At 66.3% G+C, this 16,741-nt stretch carries 15 protein-coding genes; 10 read left to right on the plus strand and 5 right to left on the minus strand.

What is annotated here, in order from left to right:
- Window positions 1-21 precede the first annotated feature (21 nt).
- The gene (gene groL / locus ABIA73_RS12395) at window positions 22-1,671 is read right to left on the minus strand and encodes a chaperonin GroEL (protein WP_025878650.1); all 1,650 of its coding nucleotides are present in this window, start codon (window positions 1,669-1,671) and stop codon (window positions 22-24) included.
- A gap of 82 nt (window positions 1,672-1,753) precedes the next feature.
- Window positions 1,754-2,041 (minus strand): co-chaperone GroES, encoded by a 288-nt coding sequence (locus ABIA73_RS12400; RefSeq protein ID WP_025878649.1) that lies wholly within the window; start codon window positions 2,039-2,041, stop codon window positions 1,754-1,756.
- A 352-nt stretch (window positions 2,042-2,393) separates the two neighbouring features.
- Here ABIA73_RS12400 and ABIA73_RS12405 point away from each other — a divergent pair, with 352 nt between their 5' ends.
- The 4 genes from ABIA73_RS12405 to ABIA73_RS12420 all read left to right on the plus strand — a co-directional run bounded on the left by ABIA73_RS12405 (window position 2,394) and on the right by ABIA73_RS12420 (window position 7,535).
- The gene (locus tag ABIA73_RS12405) at window positions 2,394-4,184 is read left to right on the plus strand and encodes an endonuclease (RefSeq protein ID WP_301865511.1); all 1,791 of its coding nucleotides are present in this window, start codon (window positions 2,394-2,396) and stop codon (window positions 4,182-4,184) included.
- A gap of 68 nt (window positions 4,185-4,252) precedes the next feature.
- Window positions 4,253-4,591 (plus strand): divalent-cation tolerance protein CutA, encoded by a 339-nt coding sequence (gene cutA, locus ABIA73_RS12410; protein ID WP_025878647.1) that lies wholly within the window; start codon window positions 4,253-4,255, stop codon window positions 4,589-4,591.
- Window positions 4,588-6,978 carry a protein-disulfide reductase DsbD domain-containing protein gene (locus ABIA73_RS12415; protein WP_354275855.1) on the plus strand — a complete coding sequence of 797 codons (2,391 nt, stop codon included), beginning with the start codon at window positions 4,588-4,590 and terminating at the stop codon, window positions 6,976-6,978. The genes cutA and ABIA73_RS12415 overlap by 4 nt, the downstream gene beginning before the upstream one ends.
- Window positions 6,975-7,535: a TlpA family protein disulfide reductase gene (locus ABIA73_RS12420; protein ID WP_354275856.1), complete on the plus strand. Its 561-nt coding sequence runs from the start codon at window positions 6,975-6,977 to the stop codon at window positions 7,533-7,535. Before ABIA73_RS12415 ends, ABIA73_RS12420 begins: the two co-directional genes overlap by 4 nt.
- A 689-nt stretch (window positions 7,536-8,224) precedes the next feature.
- On the opposite strand, the gene ABIA73_RS12425 is transcribed toward ABIA73_RS12420, so the two are convergent.
- Window positions 8,225-8,680, minus strand: a complete 456-nt coding sequence (locus tag ABIA73_RS12425) for a MarR family winged helix-turn-helix transcriptional regulator (protein WP_059063955.1) — start codon at window positions 8,678-8,680, stop codon at window positions 8,225-8,227.
- A gap of 82 nt (window positions 8,681-8,762) precedes the next feature.
- On the opposite strand from ABIA73_RS12425, the gene ABIA73_RS12430 reads away from it, so the two are divergent.
- Both ABIA73_RS12430 and ABIA73_RS12435 read left to right on the plus strand, forming a co-directional pair.
- On the plus strand, window positions 8,763-9,857 hold the full coding sequence (locus ABIA73_RS12430; RefSeq protein ID WP_354275857.1) for an FAD-dependent oxidoreductase: 1,095 nt from the start codon (window positions 8,763-8,765) through the stop codon (window positions 9,855-9,857).
- 120 nt (window positions 9,858-9,977) lie between these two features.
- The gene (locus tag ABIA73_RS12435) at window positions 9,978-11,747 is read left to right on the plus strand and encodes an oleate hydratase (protein ID WP_354275858.1); all 1,770 of its coding nucleotides are present in this window, start codon (window positions 9,978-9,980) and stop codon (window positions 11,745-11,747) included.
- Between the two features lie 77 nt (window positions 11,748-11,824).
- Here the strand turns inward: ABIA73_RS12435 and ABIA73_RS12440 are convergent, their stop codons facing one another.
- On the minus strand, window positions 11,825-12,670 hold the full coding sequence (locus ABIA73_RS12440) for an oxidoreductase (RefSeq protein WP_354275859.1): 846 nt from the start codon (window positions 12,668-12,670) through the stop codon (window positions 11,825-11,827).
- Between the two features lie 77 nt (window positions 12,671-12,747).
- Here ABIA73_RS12440 and ABIA73_RS12445 point away from each other — a divergent pair, with 77 nt between their 5' ends.
- From ABIA73_RS12445 to ABIA73_RS12460, 4 genes are all read left to right on the plus strand, one after another.
- The gene (locus tag ABIA73_RS12445) at window positions 12,748-13,725 is read left to right on the plus strand and encodes an AraC family transcriptional regulator (RefSeq protein WP_354275860.1); all 978 of its coding nucleotides are present in this window, start codon (window positions 12,748-12,750) and stop codon (window positions 13,723-13,725) included.
- Window positions 13,726-13,845: 120 nt separating this feature from the next.
- A complete protein-coding gene (locus ABIA73_RS12450; RefSeq protein ID WP_033830933.1) occupies window positions 13,846-14,433 on the plus strand; it encodes a TetR/AcrR family transcriptional regulator in 588 nt (195 codons plus the stop codon).
- A 90-nt stretch (window positions 14,434-14,523) separates the two neighbouring features.
- Window positions 14,524-15,015 (plus strand): hypothetical protein, encoded by a 492-nt coding sequence (locus ABIA73_RS12455; protein WP_354275861.1) that lies wholly within the window; start codon window positions 14,524-14,526, stop codon window positions 15,013-15,015.
- A gap of 81 nt (window positions 15,016-15,096) precedes the next feature.
- On the plus strand, window positions 15,097-15,492 hold the full coding sequence (locus tag ABIA73_RS12460; protein ID WP_099783745.1) for a hypothetical protein: 396 nt from the start codon (window positions 15,097-15,099) through the stop codon (window positions 15,490-15,492).
- A gap of 11 nt (window positions 15,493-15,503) precedes the next feature.
- On the opposite strand, the gene ABIA73_RS12465 is transcribed toward ABIA73_RS12460, so the two are convergent.
- Window positions 15,504-16,505, minus strand: a complete 1,002-nt coding sequence (locus tag ABIA73_RS12465; protein ID WP_140227083.1) for a helix-turn-helix domain-containing protein — start codon at window positions 16,503-16,505, stop codon at window positions 15,504-15,506.
- Window positions 16,506-16,741 lie beyond the last annotated feature (236 nt).

Raw genomic sequence — 16,741 nt, forward strand, 5'->3', positions numbered from 1 at the left:
ATTGCAGCAGTGCAGCGGGACTTAGAAGTCCATGCCGCCCATGCCACCCATGCCGCCCATGCCACCAGCGCCACCCATGGCCGGCTCGTCCTTCTTCGGAGCGTCGGCAACCATGGCTTCGGTGGTGATCATCAGGCCAGCGATCGAGGCTGCGTTCTGCAGCGCCGAACGGGTCACCTTGGTCGGGTCCAGGATGCCGAACTGCAGCATGTCGCCGAACTCGCCGGTAGCGGCGTTGTAGCCGAAGCTGCCGGTGCCTTCCTTGACCTTGTTGACGATGACCGACGGCTCTTCACCGGCGTTGGCAACGATTTCGCGCAGCGGGGCTTCCATCGCGCGCAGGGCGATCTGGATGCCGTGGTTCTGGTCTTCGTTGGCACCCTTCAGGCCAGCCAGTGCGGAGACCGCACGGACCAGGGCAACGCCGCCGCCCGGGACCACGCCTTCTTCAACGGCTGCACGGGTCGCGTGCAGGGCGTCGTCGACGCGATCCTTCTTTTCCTTCATTTCGATTTCGGTCGACGCGCCGACCTTGATCACTGCAACGCCACCGGCCAGCTTGGCCACGCGCTCCTGCAGCTTCTCGCGGTCGTAGTCCGAGGAGGTGTCTTCGATCTGGGTCTTGATCTGCGCAACGCGCGAATCGACCGCAGCCTTATCACCCACGCCATCGATGATGGTGGTGTTTTCCTTGGAGACCTGCACCTTCTTGGCGCGGCCCAGGTCCTTGATGGTGGCCTTTTCCAGCGACAGGCCGACTTCCTCGGAGATCACGGTGCCGCCGGTCAGCACGGCCATGTCTTCCAGCATCGCCTTGCGACGGTCGCCGAAGCCCGGAGCCTTGACGGCCACGACCTTGACGATGCCGCGGATGGTGTTGACCACCAGGGTCGCCAGCGCTTCGCCTTCGACTTCCTCGGCAACGATCAGCAGCGGCTTGCCAGCCTTGGCGACGCCTTCCAGCACCGGCAGCAGGTCACGGACGTTGGAGATCTTCTTGTCGTGCAGCAGGATGTACGGGTCATCCAGGTCAGCGGTCTGCGACTGCTGGTTGTTGATGAAGTACGGGGACAGGTAGCCGCGGTCGAACTGCATGCCCTTGACCACGTCCAGCTCGTTGTCCAGGCCCGAGCCTTCTTCAACGGTGATTACGCCTTCCTTGCCGACTTCCTTCATCGCGTTGGCGATGATCTGGCCGATCGACTCGTCCGAGTTGGCCGAGATCGTGCCGACCTGGGCAATGGCCTTGTCGTCAGCGGTCGGCTTGGAGATGTTCTTCAGCTCGGCGACGGCAGCCACGACGGCCTTGTCGATACCGCGCTTGAGGTCCATCGGGTTCATGCCGGCAGCAACGGCCTTGGCGCCTTCGCGGATCAGGGCCTGGGCCAGCACGGTGGCGGTGGTGGTGCCGTCGCCGGCGTCGTCGTTGGTACGCGAGGCGACTTCCTTCACCATCTGCGCGCCCATGTTCTCGAACTTGTCAGCCAGTTCGATTTCCTTGGCGACGGACACGCCGTCCTTGGTGATGGTCGGGGCGCCGAAGCTCTTCTCGAGCACGACGTTGCGGCCCTTCGGGCCCAGGGTGGCCTTGACGGCATTGGCGAGAACGTTGACGCCGCGCACCATGCGCGAACGGGCGTCTTCACCGAAACGAATATCCTTGGCAGCCATTGCGTTTACCTCATTGGTAGCGCCGGGCCATGCCCGGCGGCTGGGTGTTGGAATCAGGGGATGAAGCAGGTCGCGCCGACGCTCAGCCGATGACGGCGAGCACGTCGTCTTCGCGCAGGACCTTGTACTCGACGCCTTCGCTCTTGTACGAGCTGCCGGCGTACTGGCCGTAGATGACCTTGTCACCGACCTTCAGCGACGGAGCGCGCACGTTGCCGTTGTCCAGCGGCTTGCCCGGGCCCACGGCCACGACTTCACCCTTGGTGGACTTTTCCTTGGCGGAGTCCGGGATCAGGATGCCACCGGCGGAAACTTCGTCGGCTTCGATCGGCTTGACCACAACGCGGTCGTGCAGCGGCTTGATGCTCATGTGGGACCTCTTAAGTTATTGATTGGTCTGAAAAAGTCCGGCGATGTTAGCACTCGCACCAGGCGACTGCCAGCAACGCGCGTGAAAAAGCCCGACAGGTCGGGAGCACGACAGAGATGGAGACCTCCGGAGGCCTTTCAAGGCCCGCCCCCGAAATTTTTCCCGGCGGCCCGGCGGCACTCCTTCCCTGCGCGGACGCCTTTATAGGGATGCGTCGCGGCAAGCCAAGGGGGAATTGGCCACCATTTGGTGACCGCCGTCGCACTGTCAGATATCTGGCGTTCATTTACGACAAAGTGTCACCGGATCGGCTTTAGGGTGGCCCGGCATTCCCAATCACAAGGAGTAGTCGATGCGATTGCTGTCCCCGCTCGCCGCCGCCTGCCTGCTGGCCCTGGCTGCCGCGCCGGCCCAGGCCGAGGTCTTCATCAACGAACTGCACTACGACGACAGCACCGCTGCCGGTGACGTCGGCGAAGCCATCGAAGTGGTCGCCACCGCCGGCGAAGACCTGTCCGGCTACCGCCTGTACCTCTACAACGGCAGCAACCCGTCGGCCGCCACGGTCTACGCCAACAACGCGGTGCCGGCCGGAACCGCGGCCAGCTGCGGCAGCGCCACCCTGGCGGTGGTCACCTACCCCAGCAACGGCCTGCAGAACGGTGCCAACGACGGCATCGCCCTGGTCGACGCCAGCGGCAAGGTGGTCCAGTTCCTCAGCTACGAGGGCGCGATCACCGCCTCCGGCGGCCCCGCCGCCGGCATGACCAGCCAGAACATTCCGGTTGCCGAAACCAACAGCACCGTAGCGGGCACCTCGCTGCAGCTGACCGGCAGCGGCAGCCAGTACGCGCACTTCACCTGGGCCGAATCGGCCAGGCAGACCTTCGGCAGCTGCAACAACAACCAGACCTTCAGCGGCGGTAGCACCCCGGGCCCGAACACGCCGCCGTCGGTGTCCACCACCACGCCGGCACAGGGCAGCAGCACCTTCCCTGCCGCCGCCGACCTGGAAGTGGTGTTCAGCGAGACGGTCAACCTCGCCAGCGGTGCCTTCGCACTGACCTGCGGCACTTCGGGCAGCGTGCCGCTGACCTGGCCGGCCAGCGGCAAGAGCGTGAAGCTGTCGACCAACACCGCGCTGGTCGCCGGTGAAGCCTGCCGCTTCGACATCCGTGCCGCACGCATCACCGATGCGCAGGGTGCCCGCCCGGCGACCGACAGCCGCATCGCCTTCACCGTGGCCACCACCACCGGCAATCCGGACCCGGGCAATCCCGGCGGACCGGCCGGTTACTACTCGAAGGTCAACACCAGCAGCCCCAGCCAGCTGCGCTGCTCGCTGCACGCCACCATCAAGGGCCACACCGCGTATCCGTACAGTGGCTCGGGCACCAGCACCTGGACCATCCTGGAAATCGCCGACGAAGATCCGAACAACAGTGGCCGGATCCTCGATGCCTACCGCAACCACAGCTTCGCCAAGGTGACCGACCGTGCAGGCAGTGGCGGTGGACTGAAGTACAACCGCGAGCACACCTGGCCGAACTCGCTGGGCTTTGCCAGCACCACCGGTGACAAGGGCCTGCCGTACGCGCCCTACACCGACACCCACATGCTGTACCTGACCGACGCACAGTGGAATGCCGACCGCGGCAACAAGCCGTTCGGCAAGTGCGATGCCAACTGCGGCGAGCGTGCCACCGAAGCCAACAACGGCCACGGCGGTGGCAGCGGTGGTTACCCGGGCAATTCGAACTGGGTACGTACACCGGATGGCAATGCCGGTACCTTCGAGGTGTGGGGCCATCGCAAGGGCGACATGGCACGCGCGGTGATGTACATGGCCATCCGCTATGAAGGTGGCAAGGATGCGGCCACCGGCCAGTCCGAACCGGACCTGGAACTGACCGACGACCGCAGCAAGATCGTCAAGACCAGCAGCTCGCCGGCCTACATGGGCCTGCTGTCGACCCTGATCGACTGGCACCTGTCCGATCCGCCGGATGCCGCCGAGCAGGCGCGTAATGACGTGATCTACTCGTTCCAGGGCAACCGCAACCCCTTCATCGACCACCCCGAGTGGGCCACCCCGGGCCTGTTCACCTCGGCCAAGCCGGCCACCTGCCAGCTGGCCAACTGACCGCGCAACGCTGCGGTCCACTGCCGTCGCCGGGCCCTGCCCCGGCGACGGCCCTATACTCGACGGTCATGTCGACCGTCGATCCCGTCCTGCTGCTGTTGACCACCTGCCCGGACCGGGCCAGTGCCGAGCGCATCGCGCATGCGCTGGTCGCCGAGCATCTGGCTGCCTGCGTGACCCGCCTGGACGGCGCTCAGTCGACCTACCGCTGGCAGGGTGAGGTCACCACCGACGCCGAGCTGCAGCTGCTGGTGAAGACCACCGCGAGCCGTGTCGATGAAGCCATCGCCCGGATCGTCGAACTGCATCCGTATGAACTCCCGGAGTGCATCGCGGTCGAAACCCGGGCCGGCCTGCCGGCGTATCTGGACTGGATCCGGGCACAGACCCGGGAGGACACTGATTGAAGACTCTGTTTGCGCGTGGCGCCGCCTTGTGCGCTCTGTTGTGGCTTTCATTGCCGGCCTTCGCGCTGGATGAGAAGGATCTGCTGCCGGTGGACCAGGCGTTCGCGCTGACCGCCAGCGCGCCCGAGCGTGGCCAGATCCAACTGCAGTTCAAGATCGCCCCGGGCTACTACCTGTATCGCCACCGCACCACGGTGAAGGCCGATCCGGCGTTCAACGCCGCTGCGCTGCAGATGCCCGCAGGCAAGAAGCACCACGACGATTTCTTCGGTGAGGTGGAGACCTACCGCGAGCGCCTGCAGGCCACCCTGCCCGGCGCGCCCACCGATGCCGCCGGCACCATCAGCCTGGAAGTGCGTTACCAGGGCTGCGCCGATGCTGGTGTGTGCTACCCGCCGCAGAAGCGCGTGGTGCAGGTGACCCTGCCCGGTGCAGGCGGTGCGGCGGCCACGCTGCCGACCGCACGCGCCACCGGCGCCAGTGCATTCAACAACCCGCTGGCCGGCGCCGGCAGTGGCGGTGGCCTGCGACTGCCGGGCACCAGCAACAGCCAGGCACTGCCGCTGCCGTCGGATCAGGCATTCGGTTTCGATGCCATCGCCAGCGATGGCAATACCCTGCTGCTGCGCTTCAGCCCGGCACCGGGCTATTACCTGTATCGCGACCGCACCTCGCTGAAGCTGGAAGGCAGCGCCGGGGTACTGGCCGACAAGCCGCGTTGGCCGGCGGCGCAGTCGCACCGCGACGAGCACTTCGGTGATGTGGCGGTCTATTTCAACCAGGTGGAAGTGCCGGTGCCGCTGCGCCGCAGCCGCGCCGAGGCGGTCGACAGCACGCTGGTGGTGACCTTCCAGGGTTGCCAGACCGATGGCATCTGCTACCCGCCGATGACCCGCCGGGTGAAGTTGTCGATCCCCGCCGGCAAGGCCAACACCACCAGTGATGCACCTGCCGCACGCGACGAAGTGATTCGTTCGCTGCCGGCTTCGGCCACTGCCGGCACCCGCGAGGGCGCCAACGGCACACCGCTGCGCCTGCTTCCGACCGTGCCCAACGACGCGCCGGCCGCCACGGGTGGTGCCGACGCCAGCAACGGCTCGCGCGATGCCTTCGCCGCCGACGCGCAGCAGGACAATGCGCTGCGTACCAAGGCTCCGAGCCGCGTACCGAAAACCGACAGCTCGCTGCTGTGGGTACTGCTGCTGGCACTGGGCGGTGGCCTGGTGCTGAATCTGATGCCCTGCGTGCTGCCGATCCTGTCGCTGAAAGTGCTGAGCCTGGCGCAGAGCGGTGAAAGCGCCGAGCGCGCCCGCAGCCATGCCATGTGGTACACGCTGGGCGTGCTGGTCGCCTTCGCGGTGATCGGCGCGCTGATGGTCGGCCTGCGCATGCTCGGCAATGCGGTCGGCATCGGTTTCCAGCTGCAGCATCCCGGCGTGGTCGCGGCGTTGGCCTACATCATGTTCGCGGTGGGCCTGAGCCTGTCCGGCGTGTTCACCATGGGCGGCGGCATCGGCAACTTCGGCCAGTCGCTGGCGCGACGCAGTGGCCCGGCCGGCGACTTCTTCACCGGCGTGCTGGCCTGCGTGGTCGGCAGTGCCTGCGTGGGACCGTTCTTCGGCCCGGCGGTGGCCTATGCCTTCGTTGCACCGCCGGTGGCGGCGATGCTGGTGTTCCTGTTCCTCGGCCTGGGCCTGGCCCTGCCGTTCCTGCTGATCGGCTTCGTGCCGGCGCTGGCCCGTCGCCTGCCCAAGCCGGGCCAGTGGATGGAAACCCTCAAGCACGTGCTGGCCTTCCCGATGTACGCCGCCGCGTTGTGGCTGCTGTGGGTGCTGGGCAAGCAGCGCGGCGTGGATGGCATGGCGCTGGCACTGGGTGGCCTGCTGCTGCTTACCGGTGGCCTGTGGCTGTTCGAGCGCAGCCGCTGGCGCAGCCAGCGCGCGGCCGGGCTGCTGGGCGTGCTGCTGGTGATCGCCGCGCTGGTGCCGGTGTGGGGTGTGACCCAGCTGGCACCGCCGGCGCGTGCCGCGCAGGCGAGCAGCGAGAACGTGGTGGATTATTCGCCGCAGATGCTGGACCGCCTGCGCGCCGACAACCGCGTCGTGTTCGTCAACATGACCGCCGACTGGTGCGTGAGCTGCAAGGCCAACGAGCGCGCGGTGCTGTCGCGCCCGGAGTTCAAGGAACTGCTCAAGCGCACCAACGCGGTGTACATGCGTGGCGACTACACCAATGTCGACCCGCAGATCACCGCGTTCCTGGATGAGCACAAGGCCGTGGGCGTGCCGCTGTACGTGGTGTACGGCCCCGGCGCCCCGCCGACGGTGCTGCCGACCCTGCTGACGCAGGCGCTGGTGGAAGAAGCACTGCTGCGCACCGCGCGATGAAGTGGCAACGGCCAGCGCTGCTGTGGACAGCAGTGCTGGCTGCCGGTCTTGGCCTGTGGGCCGGCAACCGGCTGGCGCCGGAGCCGGCGACGGAAGCTGCAGCGCCTGTTGCGGTATCGCCGCCGGCGCTGCCGATGCTGCGGCCCGGTGATCCGCTGCCGGCGCTGGTGCTTGCCGATGCTGAAGGTCACGCGCTGGATATCCGCGAACGCTTCAAGGGCCACCCATTGCTGGTCAATGTGTGGGCCAGCTGGTGCGGCCCCTGCGTGGAAGAGATGCCCGAACTGGCCCGCTTTGCCGAGGGCCAAGGCGCGCACGGCGTGCAGGTGTTGGGCCTGGCACTGGATACGCCGGACGGCGTGCATGATTTCCTGCAGCGGGTGCCGGTGGACTATCCCATCGTGCTCGATACCCCCGGCCCACGCGATGCCAGCGTGCAGTTGGGCAACGCGCAGGGTCTGCTGCCCTACAGCGTGTTGTTCGACGCACAGGGACGGATGGTGAAGGCCAAGCTCGGACCGTTCGCGCACGGCGAAATCGAAGGCTGGGCGGAGTAGGTCGGCAGGGCTGCGCCCTGCACCTGCAGATGCTTTCAAGCAACAGCAACAGCAACCGCTACAGCTACAGCGGGCTTCCGTGGGATGGCGGGGCGGTGTCGGACTGCGGGGACGCCGCAAGTACGTCCTTGTAGGCTTGGCCGCCGCTTGCTCGTGTGCGCTGTCCTGCGCACACGGCAAGACCGGGGTTGGGCGTCCTGCCCAACCCGCCCGAGGCATGCCTCGGGCCCATGCCGCGGACACCCCGCACTCCGACACCGCCCCACCTCTGACGGTTTCCCGCGATCTGGTAGGTCCACGCCATGCGTGGATGACTCCATCGAATTCGAATATTTCGACAATTGATCGAAAAGCATCCACGCGTGGCGTGGATCTACATCTACCTGTCGACCAAGGTCGACACCCACCAAGAGCAGGCCATGCCTTCCCGACAGATCGCGGAAATCTGTCGAAGGCGGGGTGGGGGGGGGGGGGGGGGGGGGGGGGGGGCGGGGGGGGGGCGGGCCCGGGGGGGGGGGGGGGGGGGGGGGGGGGGCGGCCCGGCGCCCGCCACTACCGGTCAATGACGCGGCGTGGATTGTCGGTTGGGGTAGTGCCGGTCGTTGGCCGGCAGCCTGGCGGGGTTGGGTGATTGCAGCTGCCGGCCAGCGGCCGGCACTACCGGGATGCCGCGGGCGATTGGCGGCGTCTCAGTTTTCCGCGTCCTGTAGTGCTGCATGCAGTTTGTCGGTGATCTGCTGCAGCGCGGCCAGGTCATCGGCTGAGAGATGATCGAGGAAATTCCGGCGCACGCTGGCGACGTGTACCGGCCGCGCTGCGCCTAGCTGGGTGCGGCCTTCTGCGGTCATGCGGATCACCACCACGTTGTCACTGTCGGTGTCGCGCTCGATCAGGCCACGGCCGGCCATGCGGGTGAGCTGGTGCGAGAGCCGGGTCTTGTCCCATTCCAGGTAGTCCTGCAGGTCGCGCTGGCGGCGGCAGCGGTCCTTGGCCTTGCTCAGTTCCATCAGCACGACGAAGTCGGCACTGGAAAGCCCGGTGCTGCGGGTGATGTCGTGGACGATGCGGCCGGAGGTGATCTCGGCCATGCGCCGGAAGCCGCGCCAAGCGGCCCACTCGTCAGGGGTGATGGTGGGTGAGGTCATGCGCTCACGTTGCCTGCGGTTGGTTGACGTGTCAACTCGAACGTTCTACGGTTGATGTATCAACCGACCAGCAGGCCACCTCATGCCGCACCCTCCACGTATCGCCATCATCGGCGCGGGCCCCGCCGGCCTGACGGCCGCGCTCATCCTGCATCGCGGCGGCCATCGGGTGAGCGTGTACGAGGGCGAGTCGTCCGGGCAGCAGCGCACCCAGGGCGGCACGCTGGACCTGCACGAGGACTCCGGCCAGGTAGCGCTGCAGCGGGCTGGTCTGCTGGAGGCGTTCCGGGCGGTGGCGCGCCATGAAGGCCAGGAGGCGCGGGTGGGTGATCCGTGGTCCGGGGCGATTACCGCAGGTGGGTTCGGGCCGGAGGGAAGCATGGACAAGCCGGAGATCGACCGCGGTGACCTGCGCCAGTTGCTGCTGGACGCGTTGCCGGCCGACACGGTGCAGTGGGGCCATTGCCTGAGCGGGATGGAACCTGCAGATGCCGGCTGCCAGAGCCTGCGCTTCGCCAATGGTGTGCAGGCCGAGGCGGACATCGTGATTGGTGCCGATGGTGCGTGGTCGAAAGTGCGCGCTGCCTTGAGTGCCTGCCAGCCGCTGTCGACCGGCATTACTTTCTTTGAAGGATGGATAGCGCAGCCTGCGGCAGATATCGCGGGCATGGTGGGGCAGGGCAGCCTGTTCTGCTTTGGCGGCGAGGAAGCGCTGTTCGTTCAGCGCAACAGCGGCGATCGATTCTGCGTGTACGCGGCGCTGAAGCGGCCCTCTGATTGGCTTGATGCGCAGATCGCGCAACAAGGCATGCGCGCGCTGGTGACAGGCAGCTACACCGGCTGGGCACCGAACCTGCGGCGGCTGCTGGAGGCGTGCACCGACTTCGTGCGGCGGCCGATCTACAGCCTGCCGGCGGATTTCCGTTGGACACCGCGCAATGGCGTGACGCTGATCGGCGATGCTGCCCATCTGATGCCGCCGGTGGGCGTGGGCGTGAACCTCGCGATGCTGGACGCGTCGGATGTGGCGATGGCGTTGTGTGCGCAGCCGGATGCAGTGAGTGCCATTCGCCACGCCGAGTCTATTGTGCGTGAGCGCGCCAGCGCGCTGATGCCTGACGCCATCCAGGGGTTCCAGCGCTGGTTCACTACCGAGGCGACGGCTGACCGCGGATGAGGCCGCTTGCAACGCTGGGACGGGAAGCACCTGCGTCACTGCGTCGCAGTCTCTCTGCAGGATGCGGTACATCGGTTCGGCGCTAGAGTGGGGGCTACCCCATCCAGGAAGGAGACACGCATGTACTACAGCAGTGGCAACTACGAGGCCTTCGCGCGCCCGCGCAAGCCGCAGGGCGTGGACAACAAGACGGCCTGGTTCGTGGGTTCGGGCCTGGCCTCGCTGGCCGGTGCGGCGTTCCTGGTGCGCGATGGGCGCATGCCCGGTGAGCGCATCACCATCCTGGAACAGCAGCAGATTGCCGGTGGCGCGCTGGATGGCCTGAAGGTGCCGGAGAAGGGTTTCGTGATCCGTGGTGGCCGCGAGATGGAAGACCACTTCGAGTGCCTGTGGGATCTGTTCCGCTCGATTCCGTCGTTGGAAATCGACGATGCCAGTGTGCTGGACGAGTTCTACTGGTTGAACAAGGACGACCCGAACTATTCGCTGCAGCGTGCCACGATCAATCGCGGCGAAGATGCGCATACCGATGGCTTGTTCACCCTGAGCGAGCAGGCGCAGAAGGACGTCATCGCGCTGTTCCTGGCCACCCGGCAGGAGATGGAGAACAAGCGCATCAACGAAGTGCTTGGCCGCGATTTCCTCGACAGCAATTTCTGGCTGTACTGGCGCACGATGTTCGCGTTCGAGGAGTGGCACTCGGCGCTGGAGATGAAGCTGTACCTGCATCGTTTCATCCACCATATCGGCGGGCTGCCGGATTTCTCGGCGCTGAAGTTCACCAAGTACAACCAGTACGAATCGCTGGTGCTGCCGCTGGTGAAGTGGCTGCAGGAGCGCGGCGTGCGGTTCCAGTACGGCACTGAAGTGACCGATGTTGACTTCGACCTGCAGGCGGGCCGCAAGCAGGCCACGCGCATCCACTGGATGCAGGATGGACAGGCCGGTGGCGTGGACCTGGGCGCGGACGATCTGGTGTTCATGACGATCGGCTCGCTGACCGAGAATTCCGACAACGGCGACCATCACACCGCCGCACGCTTGAATGAAGGCCCTGCACCGGCGTGGGACCTGTGGCGACGCATCGCGGCCAAGGATGCGGCGTTCGGGCGCCCGGATGTATTCGGTGCGCATATACCGGAAACCAAGTGGGAATCGGCGACGGTGACCACGCTGGACGCGCGCATTCCGGCGTACATCGAGAAGATTGCCAAGCGCGATCCGTTCAGCGGCAGGGTGGTGACCGGCGGCATCGTGAGCGTGCGCGATTCGCGCTGGTTGATGAGCTGGACGGTGAACCGCCAGCCGCACTTCAAGAACCAGCCGAAGGACCAGATCGTGGTGTGGGTGTATTCGCTGTTCGTGGATACGCCGGGCGATTACGTGAACAAGCCGATGCAGGACTGCACGGGCGAGGAGATCACCCGCGAATGGCTGTACCACCTGGGTGTGCCGGTGGAGGAGATCGACGAGCTGGCGGCGACCGGGGCGAAGACAGTGCCGGTGATGATGCCGTACATCACTGCGTTCTTCATGCCGCGCCAGGCCGGTGACCGCCCGGACGTGGTGCCGGAGGGCGCGGTGAACTTTGCCTTCATCGGCCAGTTCGCCGAATCGAAGCAGTGCGACTGCATCTTCACCACCGAGTATTCGGTGCGCACGCCGATGGAAGCGGTGTACACGCTGCTGGGTATCGAGCGCGGCGTGCCGGAGGTGTTCAATTCGACCTACGACGTGCGCACGCTGCTGGCAGCGACCGGGCGTCTTCGCGATGGCAAGGAGCTGGACATTCCGGGGCCGGCGTTCCTGCGCAACCTGCTGATGAACAAGCTGGACAAGACCCAGATTGGTGGGCTGCTGCGCGAGTTCGGGCTGGTGCAGGACGACTGAGCGAGCGGGGAGGTAGCGCGGGGCCATGCCCGGCGGCTTCTTTTGGCGCCGCTTCGCTCGCCGGGCATAGCCCGGCGCTACCGCAACGCCGCGTTGTCGGTGGAGCGGCTGAGGTTCTCCCAGGCATCGATGCGTTCTGTCATGGCGGCCAGCTTGCCGCGTACCAGTTGCAGCGCGTCGCTGCCCAACAGCAGATGCGTGGGTGGGTTGGGGGTGTCGATCACCTGCAGCATGGCTTGCGCGGCCTTGATCGGGTCGCCCAGCTGATGGCCGCTCTTTTCCTCGCGTGCGCTGCGGATCGGATCGAACAGCGCGTCGTAGTCGCCGATGCTGCGCGAGGCCCGCACCATCGAACGGCCAGCCCAATCGGTGCGGAACGAGCCCGGCGCGATCGCGGTCACGTGGATGCCGAACTGCGCCACTTCCTTGCCCAGCACCTCGCTGATGCCTTCCAGCGCAAACTTGCTGCCGCAGTACCAGGCGATGCCCGGCAAGGTGATGAAGCCGCCCATGGAGGTGATGTTGAGGATGTGGCCGCGGCGGCGCGCGCGCATGTGCGGCAGCACGGCTTTGATCAGCGCGGCAGGACCGAACACGTTCACTTCGAACTGATGGCGCAGTTCGTCCAGCGTGGATTCTTCGAGGATGCCTTCGTGGCCGTAGCCGGCATTGTTGACCAGCACGTCGATGGCGCCGATGTCGGCTTCGACGGTGGCCACCAGTGCATCGATGGCCGCGGCGTCGGTGACATCCAGCAGGCGACCGAAGGTGCGACCGGGGGCGAGCGCCGCAAATTGCTGGCGGGCAGATTCGCTGCGCACGGTGCCGACCACGCGATGGCCGGCCAGCAGGGCCTGCTGGGCCAGGGCGCGGCCGAAGCCGCTGCTGACGCCGGTGATGAGGAGGAGGCGGGATACGGTCATGGCTGAGGGCTCGTGGCTGGGGAGTTGCACGTTAGTGATTGAGTGCGCGGCCGCCCAGGCCTAAGCTTCGGGCTTTCTTGCCTATTCCTCTGGAGTACCTGATGGGGCCGGCTGACGATCCGCTGCAACATCCCGCACAGGCGCGCATGGTCGGCCTGCTGCAGGCGCTGGCCGTGGACGAGGGCTACACGCTGACGGCAGTGCCCGGGGTGCGGCTGCTGCGCTCGAACCGGCCACTGGCGCGCACGCCGGTGCTGTACGACCCGGGCATCGTGATCGTCTGTCAGGGCGTCAAGCGCGGCTATCTGGGCGGGCAGGTCTACCAGTACGACGCGCAGCACTACCTGGCGGTGTCGGTGCCAGTGCCCTTCACCATGGAAACCGAGGCCACGGCCGAGGCACCGCTGCTGGCGATCTACCTGCATCTGGATCTGCAGCTGGCCGCAGATCTGCTGATAGAACTGGGCGAGCGCACTACCAGCGCCGAAGCGCCGGCAAGAAGCATGATGTCCAGCCCGATGCAGCCTGCGATGCAGGCCACGGTGCTGCGATTGCTGGAAGCGCTGGCCGATCCATTGGAGGCCGACGTGCTGGGGCCCTCGCTGGTGCGCGAGCTGTATTTCCGGGTGCTGACCGGCGCACAGGGTGGGGCGCTGCGCGAGGCGTTGGCGATGCGCGGGCGCTTCGGCCGCATCGGCAAGGTGCTGCGGCATATTCATGCGGCCTACTCGACGGCGCTGGATGTGGATGCGCTGGCAGCGCAGGCGGAGATGAGCGTGGCCACGTTCCATGATCACTTCCGCAGCATTACCGGTACCTCGCCCATGCAGTACGTGAAGTCGACGCGGCTGCACCAGGCGCGGGTACTGATGCTGCGGCAGGGCATGACGGCCGAGGCGGCATCGTTGGCGGTGGGGTACGCCAGCCCGTCGCAGTTCAATCGGGAGTTCAAGCGCTTGTTCGGGTTGCCGCCGGCGGCCGAGGTGGCGCGCATGCGGCGAAGTTTTGCGCTGCGGCCGGCGCCAGCCGATGCGCTGTATGTGTCTTCGCACTGACCGCTGCGCTCGCCGGGCATGGCCCGGCGCTACCAGGGAAGCCCGTGTCAGGTAGCGCCGGGCCATGCCCGGAGAACGAGTCGGTTGACAGGGGGCCTACCTACTAGTAGGTTTGCACCCATGAAAGAGTCACTGTCCCCCAAGGCCCACGAGATCCTGGCCCACGCCCGTTCGCTGCTGGAAGCCGGTGGCTACAACGGTTTCAGCTATGCCGACGTGTCCGCGCGGGTGAACATCAGCAAGGCCAGCATCCACCACCATTTCCCCAGCAAGGCGGATCTGGTGCGGACGGTGGTGGAGCTGTACCGGGCAGAGGCACGGGAAGGCCTGGCGCTGCTGGACCGGCAGCTGGGCGATCCTTTGTTGGCGCTCAACGCCTACGTGGACTACTGGTCCAGCTGCATTGCCGGTGGCACCTCGTCGTTCTGCATCTGCGCGATGCTGGCGGCCGAAGCGCCGATGATCCCCGACGAGATTGCCGATGAAGTGCGCGGGCATTTCGAGGATCTGAGCGGCTGGCTGACGATCACGCTGGAAAAGGGGGCGGCGCAGGGGCAGCTGAGGCTGCAGGGCACGCCTGCCGATGAGGCCAAGGCGTTCATGGCCTCGGTGCACGGCGCGATGCTGGCCGCGCGTGGATTTGGTGATGCGGCGACGTTCGCGGCGCTCGCACGGTTGTCGATTGCCCGGCTGGTGCCGGCGGTCTGAATGTTTCGACGAAGGCCTGCGTGGAGCGGGCCTTCTTTTTGTCCACTGAGCCTACCTACTAGTAGGTTAAAAACTCCAACAGAGGTCGCCATGAGTCATCCGCTTTCTTCCTTGGGCATTGTGCACACCGCGATCAGCCTGGTTCCCATCGCCGCCGGCCTGTACGGTTTCATCCGCCATCGCGGCATCGATCCGGCTACGCGCGCCGGCAAGCTCTATCTGCTGGGGTTGGTGCTGTCGGTGGTGACCTCGTTCACCGTCTCCAGCACCGGGGGCCTCAATCCTGGCCACGCGTTTGGTGTGGTGATTCTGCTGATTGCGTTCGGTGGGGTGTTGGCGGCCCGGTTGCGGTTCCTTGGGCGATTGGCACCCTATCTGTCCACGTTCGCGCTGTCTTTCAGCTTCCTGCTGTCTCTGGTGCCAGGCGTGAATGAAACGCTGACACGCTTGCCGGTGGCGCACCCGATCGCGGCTGCGCCGTTGGCGCCGGAGATCCTGCAGACGTTGCTGGGGTGCGCGGTGGTGTTCGCGATCGGATTCGTGGCGCAGTGCTGGCGGATTCGCGCGCGGACACGACTCTGATGCGGTCGAACAGACGCTGTGCCCATCGCGGCAACGCTCTACAATCCTGTGCAGGGAAGCTGCTTATCCACGGATCAGGTGATGAGAAAGAGCGAACGGCTACAGTTGGCATTGGAATTGTTCGAAGGAATGCCGCCAGCGCAGGACGCAGCGGCTGCGATGAAGCAGCTTGGCGAAGCGCTTCGGAGTGTGGAGGTTGAGCACTCCGGGTTTGCTGACTATTCCATCCAGCGCGGGTATGCCAACGCGCAGCTCCATTTGTTTCCCTACTACGCGGAAAGTCCGTTCTGGCGGCATCACCCTGACGCGGAGCACACCCTGGTCTGCCAGTTGACGTCGCACTATGCGGTGTTCGGCAGCGAGGGCGGCGTCGCTATTTTCACGCGCGACAACTGCGTCGGGCGGGACTTGGTGTTCTGCAAGCCGAGGGGCATGCTCCCGGTCGGCACACGCGATGTACGTCTGTGGCCTGAATAACCGGGCGGCGCTCAGCAACCCACCAGCCGGTCGGCGCTGAGGCCACTGCGGTGCTGGTTGCGGTATTCGATGGGGCTGGCATCGACCATGCCGCGGAAGTGCCGGCGGAACGATTCCTGCGAGCCGAACCCCGCCTGTTCGGCCACCCATTGCAGCGGGCGGTCGGTGGTTTCCAGCAGTTCGCGTGCGTAGGCCACGCGTTCGCGGATGAGCCAGTCGATGGGCGACAGGCCGGTGGCTTCCAGGAACTGCCGCTGCAGGGTGCGCTGGCTGAGTGCGGCCTGTTCGGCCAGGCTGCCCAGCGAATGCGGCTCGCGCAGGTTGCGGCGCATCCATTCCATCAGTTTCGCCAGCCGCGTGGGCTCGCCCAGCGGGATCGCGCGGCTGACCCGCTGGCTGCGTTCGGCATCGCGCCAGGGTGCCAGCACCAGCCGTTCGGCCACCAGATTGGCCACGCGCGCGCCGTAATCCTTGCGCACCATGTGCAGCATCATGTCCATGCCGGTGGCCGATCCGGCCGAGGTGATGATGCTGCCGGCGTCCACGTACAGCACATCGTCGCGCACGTGGATGCGCGGAAATTCGCGCGCGAGCGCTTCGGTGAGGCGCCAGTGGGTGGTGGCTTGGCGACCATCGAGCAATCCAGCCCAGGCGAGCACGAATGCACCGGAGCAGATGGACGTGATGCGTGCGCCGCGCGCGTGGGCGCGGGTGAGGGCATCAAGCAACGCCTGCGGCGGGCGCTCGCTGGGTTCGCGCCAACCGGGAATGACGATGATGTCGGCGTCGTCGACGGCGCTCAGATCGTAGGGCAGCTGCACCTGCGCGCTGCCGAGCATGCGCAGTGCACCGGGTTCGCCAGCGCAGAGCTGGGTGCGGTACCAGGCCACGCCCAGTTCAGGGCGGATGGGTGCGAACAGGCCGACCGCGCAGCCGAATTCGAACAGGCCCTGGCCGTGGCAGGCCACGATGGCGACGGTGGGCGCGGTCGGATCGGCAGGCAGGGTGGGCATGGCTTGATGCTACCGATGAAGGCACGTGCCGCTGAGTGGCGCGCGGGCATGAGGTGATGCCCGCAGGGTATATGGAGACCGGGGTCAGATCCTTTCCGCAGGAAGGGCTCTGACCCTGCGGATTCGCGTGTATGGGGTCAGAGCCTTTTCCTTGGGAAAGGGATCCGACCCGGTGTGTGCAGGCTGCGTAAGGTCATTACCAGCAGTCATGTGGCTGGCGCGATGTGACGGTCACA

It is taken from the genome of Stenotrophomonas sp. 2694 (genome assembly GCF_040548715.1).
GTDB classification, from domain to species: Bacteria; Pseudomonadota; Gammaproteobacteria; order Xanthomonadales; family Xanthomonadaceae; genus Stenotrophomonas; species Stenotrophomonas indicatrix.

What these genes read in the sequence shown, in the direction of transcription:
- ABIA73_RS12455 (WP_354275861.1), top strand. Translation starts at nt 14,524, where the DNA reads ATGAGTCATCCGCTTTCTTCCTTGGGCATTGTGCACACCGCGATCAGC.
- ABIA73_RS12420 (WP_354275856.1), top strand. Translation starts at nt 6,975, where the DNA reads ATGAAGTGGCAACGGCCAGCGCTGCTGTGGACAGCAGTGCTGGCTGCC.
- groL (WP_025878650.1), bottom strand. Translation starts at nt 1,671, where the DNA reads ATGGCTGCCAAGGATATTCGTTTCGGTGAAGACGCCCGTTCGCGCATG.
- ABIA73_RS12405 (WP_301865511.1), top strand. Translation starts at nt 2,394, where the DNA reads ATGCGATTGCTGTCCCCGCTCGCCGCCGCCTGCCTGCTGGCCCTGGCT.
- ABIA73_RS12450 (WP_033830933.1), top strand. Translation starts at nt 13,846, where the DNA reads ATGAAAGAGTCACTGTCCCCCAAGGCCCACGAGATCCTGGCCCACGCC.
- ABIA73_RS12465 (WP_140227083.1), bottom strand. Translation starts at nt 16,505, where the DNA reads ATGCCCACCCTGCCTGCCGATCCGACCGCGCCCACCGTCGCCATCGTG.
- ABIA73_RS12460 (WP_099783745.1), top strand. Translation starts at nt 15,097, where the DNA reads ATGAGAAAGAGCGAACGGCTACAGTTGGCATTGGAATTGTTCGAAGGA.
- ABIA73_RS12425 (WP_059063955.1), bottom strand. Translation starts at nt 8,680, where the DNA reads ATGACCTCACCCACCATCACCCCTGACGAGTGGGCCGCTTGGCGCGGC.
- ABIA73_RS12400 (WP_025878649.1), bottom strand. Translation starts at nt 2,041, where the DNA reads ATGAGCATCAAGCCGCTGCACGACCGCGTTGTGGTCAAGCCGATCGAA.
- cutA (WP_025878647.1), top strand. Translation starts at nt 4,253, where the DNA reads ATGTCGACCGTCGATCCCGTCCTGCTGCTGTTGACCACCTGCCCGGAC.
- ABIA73_RS12435 (WP_354275858.1), top strand. Translation starts at nt 9,978, where the DNA reads ATGTACTACAGCAGTGGCAACTACGAGGCCTTCGCGCGCCCGCGCAAG.
- ABIA73_RS12430 (WP_354275857.1), top strand. Translation starts at nt 8,763, where the DNA reads ATGCCGCACCCTCCACGTATCGCCATCATCGGCGCGGGCCCCGCCGGC.
- ABIA73_RS12440 (WP_354275859.1), bottom strand. Translation starts at nt 12,670, where the DNA reads ATGACCGTATCCCGCCTCCTCCTCATCACCGGCGTCAGCAGCGGCTTC.